The sequence below is a fragment of the Marinobacter sp. genome (assembly GCF_041984545.1).
GTDB lineage: Bacteria > Pseudomonadota > Gammaproteobacteria > Pseudomonadales > Oleiphilaceae > Marinobacter.
On sequence record NZ_JBHIXV010000055.1, the window covers coordinates 1 to 13,170 of the forward strand.

Sequence of the window (13,170 nt, forward strand, 5' to 3'; positions counted from 1 at the left end):
TTAGCGCCGATGGCGCTTTGCGGAGTATACTGGCCTGCAAAGTCACTGATTCAGGAGTATGGGTGAAGACGAGCAGCAACTGCAGGCCGATGCCAGCCTGCAGGGATTCAATCTGGACAAAGTCAGCATCATCGATTTCTCACCCGCCAGCAACAGCATCGACGAGACCGAACCCTACAGCATCATGAGCCCGGAGGACGTTGAGGACCCAGGCTTGCCGAAGCGGATTCATGATGCCTTTGAGGCAATTCGCCCCGAGAGGATCTTTATCGACTCGCTTACTTATCTTCACTACTTCTCTCCGGATGCATTTCAGTATCGCAAGCAGGTCATCACCCTGCTCCGATCCTTAACCAGCCAGGGCGCCACTGTGCTTTGTGCAGCGGAAGATGCTAACTCCGGAAAAGACAGTGAAGAGCTGGGCTTCCTGGCAGATGGCGTTATCGAGCTGGAACATAAAAACAGCAGGCGCTCACTCGAAGTCACCAAATTCCGGGGATCCGGTTTTGCGGCGGGTCAACACAGCATCCGCCTCGGGCCTGGCGGAATGCAGTGCTTCCCGCGCCTGGAACCGGGCGACCACGGCATCCACTTTAACCAGGTGAATATGCCGTCAGGCATCCCGGAGCTAGACCGCCAGCTCAAAGGCGGGCTAAGCCGAGGCACCGTCACGATCATTTCGGGCCCCACGGGGGTGGGCAAGACATCCCTGGGCATCCAGTTCATGACGGCTGCGAGCGAGAAGGGGGAACGATCGGTGGCCTACACTTTCGAGGAGCCCACAAGCACTCTGATCTCCCGAATCGAAGGAATTAACATACCCCTCTCGAAGCACATCGGTTCAGAGCACTTCGCCATCGAAGCCATTGAACCCCTGCATTATTCGGCCGACGAGTTTGCAGCAAAGGTTCGCGAGGAGGTCGAACAGCGCGGCACCCGCATTATCATGATCGACAGCCTGGCCGGCTACAAGCTATCCATCAGTGGCTACAGCGTCACCCGCAGGCTGCACGCCTTGTGCCGTTACCTGGTAAACATGGGGGTAACGGTTATCCTGCTCAATGAGATCGAGGCGATTACCGGAGGAGAGGTACGAAGCACCGAATTAGGCGTCAGTTACCTGGCCGATGCAGTGATTCTGCTACGATATATGGAGCGGGCCGGTGAGATCCGGAAGACCATTGGCGTCCTGAAAAAACGCACGGGGGATTTCGAGAAAAGCCTTCGGGAGTTCGAAATCACCAGCGAAGGCATCGTGGTGGGCGGCCAGTTGAAGGGGCTCAAGGGTATTCTCCGCGGCGAACCGGAATCCATATCGGCTGGCGAGGCCAGCCGTGACTAGTCCCACCCTCACCGATGCCGCCTCCGAGTCACTGAAGCACGAGCCCGTCATTGCCGTAATGCTGTCCAAAGCCAGCGACAGCAGGGTGCTCGTGGGCGCCATTGAACATTCCTGCGTGACACCAGATCCTGCCAATCCCGGAAACATCGACTTTGACCTCTGCATTATTGATCTGAAATCGCTGCTTCGTTTTCAAGCCGATCTACGGGAGATCCGTTCACGAACAAGTCCTGCCCTGAAACCGGTATTACTGGTCGCATCCGAATCCGAGCTGAAAAAGGCCAACAGCTACCTTGGAGATCTTGCCGAGGACGTTATCCGGGCACCCATTCGACGCATTGAACTGTCCTCAAGAATCCAGAACCTCCTGCGGCTGGCCCGGCTCTCGGAACTCCAGCAACTGAGAACAGAAAGCACAAAAACGGCACTCAGAAGCGCGACACGGGCGCTACAGGCCTTCAGTGCCTGCAATGAACGGGTGATCCGTGCCCGCAGCGAGCGGGAGATGCTGTCTCACATTTGCGATAGCCTGGTGCGGGATGGCGGGTTCGCCCTGGCCTGTATCGGGGATGCCAGGGCCTATCGCAAAGGAACGACGAAACCACTGGCCATTGCTGGCGACGCCAGTGGCGAGGTCCGCGACATCGAGAGCAGCCTCCGCGCTCGGGGTTCCTCTGACCAGGACCCCATAGTGCAGTCACTGCGCTCCGGCGTGTGGCGACAACAAACGCTTTCCCTGCTGCCGTCCGGACAAGGGCCGCAAATACAGGCCGTTATCGCCTTTCCGCTGGTCATCCGGGGCCGGGAACCGGAAGCGTACCTGGCCATCTACTCCAGAGCGCCGGATGTCTTTGACGATGCCGAGGTGCGGCTTTTGCAACGCATGGTGGATAACATCGTCCACGGTATTCGAGCGCTGCGGGACCAGTCCCGCCGGCGAAGGAGCGAAAAAAGGGCCCATGACATGGCCTACCGGGATAGCCTCACCGGCCTTGCCAACAGGGCGGCGCTGCTAGAGGCCCTGGATCGACACCTGCGACTCGCAGGCCCGTTTCCGCCCGCAGGGGGAATACTGTATCTGGATCTTGACGGCTTCAAACTGATCAATGACGCCCTCGGCCACGATGCCGGCGATGAAGTGCTGGTCCAGGTTGCCCGGCGCCTGGAGGCGGCTGTCCGGGATTCGGATCTGGTGGCCCGGCAGGGTGGCGACGAATTCATTATCCTTGCCCCCTATGAAGTGCAGAACAGCTTGTCCACCGTGGAGTCACCCGAGCTGATGGGCGTGATATCGTCGGTTGCGGAACGGGTACTTGCAACCATTGAACAACCCTTTCTGGTTCGGGGGCGCGAATATCACCTTGGTGCCAGTATCGGCATCAGCCTGTGTCCGCACCACGCCAGTGACGCCTCTGCACTGCTGGCCAGGGCCGATAGCGCCATGTACCAGGCCAAGAAAATTGGCGGTAACAGTTTTCAGTTCTTCTCCTGCGAACTGTCCAAAAAACAGCAGCGTCGCCTGGACCTGGAGAACCGGCTTCACAGCGCTCTGGAGGCAGGCGAGTTTCAACTGGTTTACCAGCCGCTTGTCGACCTGACAACAACGGCACCCATCGGCGTTGAAGCCCTGATCCGATGGCCCCAGGACGACGGAAGTTTCATCTCCCCCGGCGAGTTCATCCCCATCGCCGAGGAAACCGGTCTGATCAACCCCATTGGAAACTGGGTCATGGCGGAATCGCTGGCAGCGCTACAGCGATGGCACTCGGCGGGGCACGATCATCTTCAGATGTCGGTCAATCTGGCCATTGGTCAGTTATGGCAGCCGGGACTGGTTCAGGGGATCGTCGATTTACTTGAACAAAGACAGCTGCCGCCAACGGCTCTCAAGGTTGAACTGACAGAAGGCTCGCTGATGAGTGATGTCCGTCGGATGGAAGCAGTGGTTCGCGAGTTCCGCCAGGCGGAGATCGAAGTGGCCATCGATGATTTCGGCACCGGCTACTCGTCTCTGGCGCGATTGCGGTCATTGCCCATAACCACCCTGAAAATCGACCGGAGCTTCCTGTCGGGCACGCCCGATGACGAAAGCGCCGTGAAGATGGTCAACACCATTCGGCAAATGGCTGAAAGCCTGGGGATTCAGGCGCTGGCCGAAGGCATTGAAACAGAGGAGCAGTGGCGTATGCTGCAAGCCCTCGGCTGCCCTCTCGGGCAGGGCTTCTACTTTGCCAGACCCATAGGCGAACCGCTTCTGCTGGAAATGCTCCAGACAACTGCTACGCCACAGCCGGCCGAATGATCGTTGGGGCAACCCGCTGCCGGCCCTCCAGTACAAACCGCAGGGCTTCCCGAGGCGCCATTGCGGGGCCATAGACATCGCCCTGGAACGTATGGCAGCCCATGGCTTCAAGCCACAGGGCCTGGCCGATAGTGTCAACACCTTCAACAATCAGGGATTTGTCGAGAGCGTGGGCCAGCGTCTTCAGGCCTCGCAAGTACTGGCGAGCCGGTTTCGACCTCGCCAGGCCCTTAATCACCCGCGGATCCGTCTTTATGGACGAAATATAAGGACTGGCCAGAACATCAAAGCCAGCGCTGTCGGCGAAATAGTACTTCACCCCTACCCTGAAGCCGTGATCCGCCAGCCCGGGCACCACCGATTGCCAGACAGTATCGTTCCGTACAACGCTTTCACTGACCTCCAGCCCAACGCGCGCCGGCGCAATGTCACGCGAACGGAGGGCACAGAGCAGGTCCCAAGGCAACGACTCATCGTATGATGTTTTGTGGGCGAGGCCGAGCGTGACACCGGTAATACCCTTGAAAGGCCCGGGCAGATGCTCATCGAAGAAACCCAGGACCTCGACCACCCTGCCGAGCGCAGACCGCGTGGACACAGACAGTACTTCGAAATGGGGCGGTGCAATACCGGCGACAGACACAAACGGGCGAAGCAATAAATCAGACTGCATAGCCGGGTACCGACAGGCCATTTCATTCACAAGCAGAATCCTCTCCATGGAGCCCATAGCTGGATACAATACAACTAAACTGACAACGGGAAATAATGATTATTTTATGCTTGTAAAGCTTATAAGATCCAACTTTATGTGCTACTTGCAACTTTGTATAAATCGTATTTTGCCTGTAATATCATTACCTTAACGGTAGAGAGATGTCATGAGTCTAGGCCAGGCATTAAAACAGTTAAGGAAAAAACAGGGGCTGACTCTCGCCGACCTGGCGGAACAGACGCAGTCCCATGTGGGTAACCTGTCGCGCATCGAGCGGGGTGCCGCCAGGCCAAGCCTTGATCTTCTCTACCGGATTGCACAGGCGCTGGGCTTCTCGATTACCGATGTTTTCTCTGTTGCAGAGAACCGACACCTGAACCCGAGGCAGGTCGCTCTGAATGCCATTTTTATTTCACTCCTTGAAGAAGATCAGTTGCTACTGCTCGAATTTGCTGAACTGCTGGCCAAGCGTACATCCCGCCCCCACGGTGCAATCCATGTTGACACCCGCGAATTACCGGTAGACAGCGAAGAAGAAAACCAGACCGATTGCAATTAACCGGTAATTAAATGCATGAGTGGCATAAACCAATTATTTCAATTCAATATTTGCTTTACCCATATTTATAGCCTTCATTAAATACTAAAGTTCCATGGATCCATGTCGTAAAACAATTAATTAATGGATTTATTGTTACAAGCCGGCGAATTACTTCTTCCAATACAGGACTCCAGATATGTCGTTGACCAGCACTATGAATAACCTCTCGGTGGCCAAGAAGCTGACCGGGGGCTTTGCCTTTCTTGTGTTGCTGGCCGTGATCATTGCGGTTATCAGTATCCAGACCCTCAGCCAGTACAACCAGCGATCGCTGATTGTGGCGGCAGCCAGCTCGGCGGAGTCCTCACTCCTCGACGCTCGTACAGACGAGAAAAACTTCCAACTCAGGGGCGATGCAAAATATATTGAGCAGGCAAAGGCCCTGGCCGACAGTGCCGCTGCCACCGTTGCTCCCCTCAGGGGAGTTCTGGCGTCGCCTGCCAACGATCAGCGAGTCGACAAGATCATTGCCGACGCTGACAAATACAAGGCACTGCTGGACGAACTGGAGAATAACATCAGCGCTCAGCCAGAGATCGTGAACCGGATAGAGACCGAGCTTCAATCAGTTGCCCGTTCCTCGGTCGACGCCGCAAGGGATCTGCAAGAGGTGCAGGTCCAACGCATGGAGGAACAGTTCAACAGCGCGGTCACCACTTTGACGGTTATCACCGTTATCGCTGTGCTGGTGGCCATCGCCGTGGCCTGGCTGCTGACCCGCGCCATCGTCCGCCCGGTCAACGAATCTGTGGAGATTGCCAACAAGGTGGCCTCGGGCGACCTGACGGTAAACGCGCACAGCGACCGTGGCGACGAATTCGGCCAGTTACTTGCGGCCTTCGGCACCATGGTGACCAACCTCCGTGAGCTGATCCGGGAGATCGATACCGGTGCCAGCAGCATCGCTTCCTCCTCCGAGGAGCTCTCTACAGTCACCAACCAGACCAGCAAGGGTGTTGCCGAACAGCAGAGCCAGACCGATCAGGTCGCCACCGCCATGAACGAGATGGTGGCCACTGTCAATGAGGTGGCGAAGAGCGCGGAGGCCGCCTTCCAGGCCGCCAATCACGCCAGTGAGAAATCCGGCCATGGTGAAAAGGCGGTCAGGGAAACCCTCGAGTTTGTCGGGGATCTGAACAAGCAGAGCGCCGAGGTTACCAAACAACTCAACAGCCTCCAGGCTGAAACCCACAACATTGGCACCGTGCTCGACGTGATCAAGTCGGTGGCGGAACAGACCAACTTGCTGGCGCTGAATGCCGCCATCGAGGCCGCCCGGGCCGGCGAGCAGGGTCGCGGCTTTGCCGTGGTGGCCGACGAGGTGCGGTCCCTGGCCCAGCGCACCCAGAGTTCCGCGACAGAGATTGAAACCCTGATCAGCAACCTGGTGAGCAGTGCCGAGACCTCGGTTGCCAGCATGGAAACCGGTAACCGGCTCTCTGAACAGACGCTGGAGCGGGCGGAGCTCGCGGGCACCACGATCCGGGAAATGGCCGAGGCGGTTGAGGAAATCCGCCAATACAACAGCCAGATTGCCACCGCCGCGGAACAGCAAAGTTCGGTTGCCGAGGACATCAATCAGAACGTCACCCAGATTCGTGACGTCGGCGATCAGTCAGCGGCTTCAACGGAGCAGGTATCGGCAGCCAGCGAGGAACTGGCCCGCCTGGCCGAGGGTCTCAGCACGCAGATTGCCCGGTTCAAAGTCTGATTGTGGACTGACAGGCCAACTGGCCCGGCGGAGTTCTGGCCTGGGCCGCTTGCGGTTTCAAGTCAGTCGAACAATATTTGATCAAGCGCCTTCCATGTTACGGTTTCAGGCCCAGTGGCCCTCACAAGTCCCGAAACCGACGAAGTCAACGAAGGAAACGCCATGGCCATTACCGACGTCTTTGCAACCAACACGGAACAACGCCAGCAGACCGCCTCGCGTCTTCTCCACGAATACCGGCACGCGTTCCGGGTGGCAACACTGGCGATCCTTCTGATTTTCGGGAACTACCTCGTTTACCGAACCGGCGGAACTGCCTACGCCTATCCCTATCTGATGCTGGTACCCGTGCTGCTGGCTGCCGCCTGGTATCGCATCGTTGGCGGCCTGGTGACTGCCACGGTGGCGGGCATACTGATGGCACTGATGCCGCTGGATGTCGAGCGGGGTATCGACCAGGAAACCGCAAACTGGCTACTGCGGCTGGGACTTTACATTGGCCTGGGCGCTTTTGCAGGTGGTTTGTTCCACTCGATATTCAAGCTGAACCGGAACCGGGAACGGCTGATGTTTATCGATCATCCCTCGGGGCTGCCCAATTCCCTGGCATTACGCAAGGACCTGTCCGGGCGACTCCGACACCAGGGGGCAAAACAGGGCGTTGCCCTGATCCTGATTCGGATCATTGACATCCCGGATGTCCTCGAGGCACTGGGCATTGATGCCTCGGATGAGCTGATCTCCGCCGTCGGCCGGCGAATCCGGGCTGAAACGCCCCCTTCCGCACAGCTCTACCGGTTCAGTAACTCCGAACTCATGCTCTTGCTCTCCGGGGCCCATAGTTTACAGACCGAGCGGATTGTCAGAAACCTGGTGGATATCGGCGAGGACAATGTAATTGTTCAGGATATGCCCATGAGGGCGCAAACGGTCTACGGCAGCTGTCTCGCCGGACCGGAAGCCTGTGAGGAGGGTCTGATCAGGCGGGCCCGGCTGGCGATGTTTGCCGCACTTGAAAAAAACGTCAGCCATGAGCCCTACTCACCGCAACTGGAGCGAAAACCCCTGGAAACCATCCAGTTGATAGCGAGGGTCAGGGATGGCCTGGACAGGCAGGAATTTGAACTCCACTACCAGCCCAAGATCAGGCTGTCCGACAACTCTGTGTGCGGAGCGGAGGGCCTGATTCGATGGCGGGATGGCAAGGGGGGGTTCATACCACCCGGGAAGTACATGGCGAAAGTTGAGAGCACCACGCTGATTTCACCGGTAACGCGCTTTGTGATGGATGAAGCTTCCCGGTTTGCCTGGAGCAGCCCCGGTACGGTGAGTATCAATTTCTCGGGGCGGAATCTACTGGACAATCAACTGCTCAGCAGGCTGGAAACACTTCTCAGGGAGTCCGGACTCCCACCCGAACGCCTCGAGATCGAAATTACCGAAAGTGTGCTGATGCAGGATCTCGACGCTGCCCGGGAATCCATTAATCGGATTCGGGCGTTGGGCGTAGGCGTCAGTATCGATGATTTCGGTACCGGATTTGCGTCGTTTGAGTACCTCCGACACCTGCCCGTGACAGGACTGAAAATCGATCGGGTATTTGTCAAAGAGCTCGAGCTTGATGAAAAAGCACAAAAACTCATGACCTGCATGGTGGAGGTTGGCCATGCCCTGGGGCTTGAAGTGACCGCTGAAGGCGTTGAAACGACCGGCCAATGTGACATTCTCAGGGCGACAGGCTGTGACCTGGCCCAGGGGTTTCTCTTCTCTCCCGCCCTGCCCGGGGATGCCTTCAGCCATTGGCTTGAGCAAAGGAAGGCCCTCTAAAATCCGGCCTTCAATCAATCCCGGAGGGCCGACTAACGCCGCCAGCCCCCGTGGTTTCTATCGACACTTTCCTCTTTCTGTGAGGTTATTTACACGGATAGGTTATAGACAAACACCACCGCAACTGCCAACGGGGTGACAAACCGGATCAGATTGTACCAGAGGCTAAACGCGCCACCTTCCAGTACCAGATCAGTCTTGAGGGACTCTTTCGCCACGAACCAGCCAACAAAGACCGCGGTCAGCAGTCCGGACAGCGGCAGCAGGACGTTGGCCGTGAAGAAGTCGAGCAGATCGAAGATGGTCTTGCCCTCAAAGCGCTCGAACATGGAAAGCGGCGTGACCTCCGACCAAAGGTTCAGGGACAGGATTGACGCAATCCCCAGGGCCCAGCACAGCACCCCGACGACCACGGCACTGCCGGTTCGGGCCATGCTGGTTTTTTCCTCAACCCACTCCACCACCGGCTCCAGAAGGGAGATGCCCGACGTCCAGGCGGCGAACAGCAGCAGAATAAAGAACAGGGTGCCGACCAGCGACCCCATCGGCATGTTCCCAAACGCCAGGGGCAGAGTCTGGAAGATCAGCCCGGGCCCGGCCCCGGCTTCGAGGCCATTGGCGAACACCACCGGGAAGATGGCAAGACCCGCCAGCAGGGCAACCACGGTATCCATGATGGCCACGCTGACAGCAGTTCGACCAATAGAAATATCGCGCCCAAGGTAGGACCCGTAGGCCATCATGATGGCCATACCGAGGCTCAGGGTGAAGAAGGCATGGCCCAGGGCAATCAGGACACCGTTGATGGACAGCGCCCCGAAATTGGGCGTGAACAGGAAGCTGACCGCTTCTCCGAAGTGTCCGGTGGTCATGGCATAACCCACGGCCACCAGCAGGAGAATGAACAGGGCCGGCATCAGGATGGTGACTGCCCGCTCAAGACCGCCTTTCAGACCACGGGAAACGACCAGAATCACCAACGCCATGAACACGGTGTGCCACAGCAACAGCTGGCCCGGACTGGCCAGCAGACCACCGAACAGCTCGCCAATGGAGTCGGCGGTACCGCCAGTAAAATCGCCCATGGCGGCGTGCCCGACGTAAGAGGCAGCCCAGCCACCAATCACCGAATAGAACGACAGAATCACGAAGGCCGCAATCATGCCGATAATCGCGGATACTCGCCAGGCGGGCGCACTCAGGTTGCGCTCGGCCACCAGGCGCATGCTGGTAATGGGGTTGTGGCGGCCGTTCCGACCAATGAATACCTCTGCCATCATGATGGGAATACCGATCACCGCGATACACAGCAGGTAAACCAGAACAAAGGCACCACCGCCGTTTTCACCGGTCACATAGGGAAATTTCCAGATGTTACCGAGGCCGACGGCGGAACCGGTGGCCGCCAGAATAAACGCCAACCGGGAAGACCAGAGACCACGAGCGGCCCCGTTTCCGTTACCCGAAACCGAGTTGGACTGAGTCATGTTGTGTTCCTGTGCTTTTGGCTGAGGAATGGACATAAAACGTGTGCGCCACGGACCTGCCGTGGCAATTGGGGCGGGATTCTGCCAGCAGTGGTTCTACGATGCCAGTGCGGGTAACCGGGCCCGGGGATGAAAGCGGGCGTTGACCCACAACGAGAAGGCGATCACAGCGCCGCCCAGCGCCAGTCGCAGGAGATCGGCATCCCGGTTCCAGATCAGCAGATTGACGATCAACCCGGCCGGCACCAGGGCGTTGTTCATGATCGCCAGGGTGCCGGCGTCCACCACACAGGCGCCCCGGTTCCACAGGAACAGGCCCAGGCCGGACGCAGCCAGACCGAGCCAGGCCAGAATGCCCCATTGCACCGACGTGGTGGGCAGCCGGTCGGGGTTGCCGAAGATCAGGAACGACGGCAACGCAATGATCAGCGCGCCAAAGAAGAAATATCCGAACGTACGGTAAGCCGGCACCTCTATGGGGTAATGCTGCATCACATGCTTGTAGCCCACCTGCCCGGCGGCGAACGTGAAGTTGGCCACCTGCAGTAGCAGAAAACCGGTAATGAAGTCCTCACTCAGGCCATCGTAGCGTATGATACCGGCGCCAACCGTGGCGATGGCGGCGGCCAGCAGGGCCACCGGCGAGAACCGGCGATACAGGCCGTCGTCGATGAGCGTTACGTACAGGGGCGTAAAAATGGTGAACAGCAGCACCTCGGGTACCGTGAGGTAGCTGAAGGACCGGTACAGACACAGATAGGTAATACCGAACTGCAGCATGCCGGTGACCAGCACCCCGAGCTTGAGACCGGAGGGCACGCCGCGCCAACGGGTAAAGGGCAGAAACACCAAAGCGCCCAGCAGCACCCGGCTGAGCACCGCGAAATCGCTGTCTACCTGGCCGGCCAGAAATTCGCCGATCAGGCTGAACGAAAATGCCCACAGAACGGTAACAAAAACCAGAAGTCCCATTGCCACTGCCATCGGTTGTGATCGAGGCGCGTACTTTACCGGTTTTCAGTCAAATTTTCAGTGCAGGAACACAACGGAATAACACCCTATGGATGAAGTCCACCAGCCATTGCCAGAGGCCCGGCAGTCCCTGCTGGCCCGCACCCTGGCCGAATGGCGCACACTGGCCATTCTCGGTGGCCCCATTCTGGTTGCCCAGCTCGCCCAGATGGCCAATGGCGTGATTGACACCGTCATGGCCGGCCACGCCAGCGCCGAGGATCTGGCGGCCGTGGGCATTGGTACCAGCCTGTGGATGCCACTGTTCCTGTTCTTCATGGGCATGCTCGGCGCCCTGCAACCAATCATCTCCGGCTACAACGGCGCCAGAACCATCGAGAAGATCATGCCAGCCACCTGGCAGGGTCTCTACCTGGCAGCCGCCGGCTCAGTGATCATGATCGTGCTGCTGACCAACGTGCATCCTGTCCTGGCACTTCTGGATCTGGATCCGCACACCGCCGGAATCACCCAGGGCTATCTGGACGCCTTCGCCTGGGGCATTCCCGCCCTGATGCTCATTACCGCGCTGCGGGGGCTGACTGACGGCCTGGGCCACACCCGGGTGATCATGGCGTTCTCGGTGCTCAGCACCCTGGTGAACCTGCCCATGAACTACATCTTCATCTACGGCAAGCTGGGGCTGCCCGCCATGGGCGGTGTGGGCTGCGGCTGGGCCACTGCCATTTCCAACGGCGTTGCGGCGCTTGGCCTGCTGGTCTACCTGAACCGAAGCCGGGTTTACCGTCAGTTCCATCTCATCTCAGACTGGGTAAAGCCCGACCTGGCCGGCCTGCGGTATATCCTGACTATCGGCATTCCCATCGGATTCACTATTTTCGTGGAAGCCAGCATGTTCTCGGTGATTGCCCTGTTCCTGGCGCCCCTGGGGCCGGTGGTGGTGGCCGGCCATCAGATCGCCCTGAATGTGGTGTCGTTGCTGTTCATGCTGCCGCTCAGCATTGGTATGGCGCTCACCCTGCGGGTGAGCTTTCTGATGGGTGCCCGGGCGCCAGATACGGCCAGGGTGATTGCCCGCAGTTCGCTGATCCTGGCCGCTGGCACCGCCCTGGTGTTCGCCCTGATGCTGCTGGTATTTTCCCGGGAGATCGCCGCGCTCTACACCGATGATCAGGCCGTGCAGGCGGTGACTGTGCGCCTGCTGATGTTTGCGGCTTTTTTCCAGATTGCCGACGTTATCCAGGTGACCTGCATCAGTGCCCTGCGAGGTTACAAGGACACCCGCATTCCGATGTTCATCATGCTGTTTTCGTTCTGGGGCGTGGGTCTGCCGCTGGGTTACCTGCTGACGTTCACCAGCTGGCTGCTTCCGGCCATGGGCGCGGCGGGCTTCTGGGTGGGGTTGACCGGCGGGCTGGCCTCGGCGGGCCTTCTGCTGGGCTGGCGTCTGTTCCTGTTCCGCCCCGCTGATCAGGCGGTTTGAATGGCCGGCTCCGGGGTTTCCGGCTCGTCCGAGAAGACAATGCGGTCACGCCCGGTTTCCTTGGCCTGGTGCATATTCCGGCCCATCGTGACCACCCATTCCGTTTGAACGTGACCGCCTGTTCCGGATGATCGTGACCGCTCATTCCGTTTTATCGTGACCGATTTCGGGTAGTTTTCCGGAATCGCCGGTCACGATGCCGGAATCATCGGTCACGTTCCTCCGGAATCCCTTCCAACACGCTGGAATTCTTCAACTTTATCCGGCATACCCCTTCCTTTTTCATCACGAGGAAGGGCGGATGCCGGCAGCGAGGATTTCCATGCGACAGATCATCGAGGTCTTGCGCCTCAAGTACGAAGCGGGCCTGAGCCATGAGCGTATTGCCCGTGCCTGCGGGCTCTCCAAGGGCGTGGTCGGCAAGTACGTCAGCCTGGCCACCGCGCAGGGCATCACCTGGCCGTTGCCGGAAGGCACGGATGAAGCACGGTTAGAGGCCCAGCTGTTCCCGGCTAAGACGACGCCCGAACGCTTTGCCGAGCCCGACTACTTCCAGGTCCATCAGGAACTGAAGACCAAGGGCGTGACCCTGCAACTGCTCTGGGCTGAGTACGTAGAGCGCCACGGCGACAAGGCTCGCCGGTACAGCCAGTTCTGCCACCACTACCGGCTCTGGCGCGGCCGGCAGCGACGCAGCATGCGTCAGGTCCACCGGGCCGGTGAAAAGATC

General features: G+C 58.7%; 9 protein-coding genes and 1 pseudogene. 7 read left to right on the plus strand and 3 right to left on the minus strand.

Annotated features, from left to right (window positions below; genetic code table 11):
- Positions 1 to 58: 58 nt before the first annotated feature.
- Both ACFC20_RS17005 and ACFC20_RS17010 read left to right on the plus strand, forming a co-directional pair.
- Positions 59 to 1,342, plus strand: coding sequence for an ATPase domain-containing protein (locus tag ACFC20_RS17005; protein ID WP_375194032.1), 1,284 nt, complete (start codon positions 59 to 61; stop codon positions 1,340 to 1,342).
- A complete protein-coding gene (locus ACFC20_RS17010; protein ID WP_375194033.1) occupies positions 1,335 to 3,644 on the plus strand; it encodes a putative bifunctional diguanylate cyclase/phosphodiesterase in 2,310 nt (769 codons plus the stop codon). The genes ACFC20_RS17005 and ACFC20_RS17010 overlap by 8 nt, the downstream gene beginning before the upstream one ends.
- On the opposite strand, the gene ACFC20_RS17015 is transcribed toward ACFC20_RS17010, so the two are convergent.
- On the minus strand, positions 3,622 to 4,317 hold the full coding sequence (locus ACFC20_RS17015; protein WP_375194034.1) for an EAL domain-containing protein: 696 nt from the start codon (positions 4,315 to 4,317) through the stop codon (positions 3,622 to 3,624). The genes ACFC20_RS17010 and ACFC20_RS17015 overlap by 23 nt on opposite strands.
- A 208-nt stretch (positions 4,318 to 4,525) precedes the next feature.
- Between ACFC20_RS17015 and ACFC20_RS17020 the strand changes: the two genes are divergently transcribed.
- The 3 genes from ACFC20_RS17020 to ACFC20_RS17030 all read left to right on the plus strand — a co-directional run bounded on the left by ACFC20_RS17020 (position 4,526) and on the right by ACFC20_RS17030 (position 8,498).
- Positions 4,526 to 4,918 (plus strand): helix-turn-helix domain-containing protein, encoded by a 393-nt coding sequence (locus ACFC20_RS17020; RefSeq protein ID WP_375194035.1) that lies wholly within the window; start codon positions 4,526 to 4,528, stop codon positions 4,916 to 4,918.
- Positions 4,919 to 5,096: 178 nt separating this feature from the next.
- Positions 5,097 to 6,671, plus strand: coding sequence for a methyl-accepting chemotaxis protein (locus tag ACFC20_RS17025; RefSeq protein WP_375194036.1), 1,575 nt, complete (start codon positions 5,097 to 5,099; stop codon positions 6,669 to 6,671).
- A 162-nt stretch (positions 6,672 to 6,833) separates the two neighbouring features.
- Entirely contained in the window at positions 6,834 to 8,498 is a 1,665-nt protein-coding gene (locus ACFC20_RS17030) for a putative bifunctional diguanylate cyclase/phosphodiesterase (RefSeq protein WP_375194037.1), read from the plus strand.
- 89 nt (positions 8,499 to 8,587) lie between these two features.
- Here the strand turns inward: ACFC20_RS17030 and ACFC20_RS17035 are convergent, their stop codons facing one another.
- Positions 8,588 to 9,985 (minus strand): sodium-dependent transporter, encoded by a 1,398-nt coding sequence (locus ACFC20_RS17035; protein ID WP_375194038.1) that lies wholly within the window; start codon positions 9,983 to 9,985, stop codon positions 8,588 to 8,590.
- Positions 9,986 to 10,081: 96 nt separating this feature from the next.
- Positions 10,082 to 10,957 (minus strand): carboxylate/amino acid/amine transporter, encoded by an 876-nt coding sequence (locus ACFC20_RS17040; RefSeq protein WP_375194039.1) that lies wholly within the window; start codon positions 10,955 to 10,957, stop codon positions 10,082 to 10,084.
- Between the two features lie 88 nt (positions 10,958 to 11,045).
- On the opposite strand from ACFC20_RS17040, the gene ACFC20_RS17045 reads away from it, so the two are divergent.
- Together ACFC20_RS17045 and ACFC20_RS17050 are read left to right on the plus strand one after the other, a co-directional pair.
- Positions 11,046 to 12,440, plus strand: coding sequence for an MATE family efflux transporter (locus tag ACFC20_RS17045; protein ID WP_375194040.1), 1,395 nt, complete (start codon positions 11,046 to 11,048; stop codon positions 12,438 to 12,440).
- Between the two features lie 301 nt (positions 12,441 to 12,741).
- Positions 12,742 to 13,170 (plus strand): annotated as a pseudogene (locus ACFC20_RS17050) (IS21 family transposase); the annotation flags it as partial.

Excerpts from the sequence above, each read along its gene's own strand:
- ACFC20_RS17020 (WP_375194035.1), top strand. The coding sequence starts at position 4,526 with ATGAGTCTAGGCCAGGCATTAAAACAGTTAAGGAAAAAACAGGGGCTG.
- ACFC20_RS17015 (WP_375194034.1), bottom strand. The coding sequence starts at position 4,317 with ATGCAGTCTGATTTATTGCTTCGCCCGTTTGTGTCTGTCGCCGGTATT.
- ACFC20_RS17045 (WP_375194040.1), top strand. The coding sequence starts at position 11,046 with ATGGATGAAGTCCACCAGCCATTGCCAGAGGCCCGGCAGTCCCTGCTG.
- ACFC20_RS17035 (WP_375194038.1), bottom strand. The coding sequence starts at position 9,985 with ATGACTCAGTCCAACTCGGTTTCGGGTAACGGAAACGGGGCCGCTCGT.
- ACFC20_RS17025 (WP_375194036.1), top strand. The coding sequence starts at position 5,097 with ATGTCGTTGACCAGCACTATGAATAACCTCTCGGTGGCCAAGAAGCTG.
- ACFC20_RS17005 (WP_375194032.1), top strand. The coding sequence starts at position 59 with ATGGGTGAAGACGAGCAGCAACTGCAGGCCGATGCCAGCCTGCAGGGA.
- ACFC20_RS17030 (WP_375194037.1), top strand. The coding sequence starts at position 6,834 with ATGGCCATTACCGACGTCTTTGCAACCAACACGGAACAACGCCAGCAG.
- ACFC20_RS17040 (WP_375194039.1), bottom strand. The coding sequence starts at position 10,957 with ATGGGACTTCTGGTTTTTGTTACCGTTCTGTGGGCATTTTCGTTCAGC.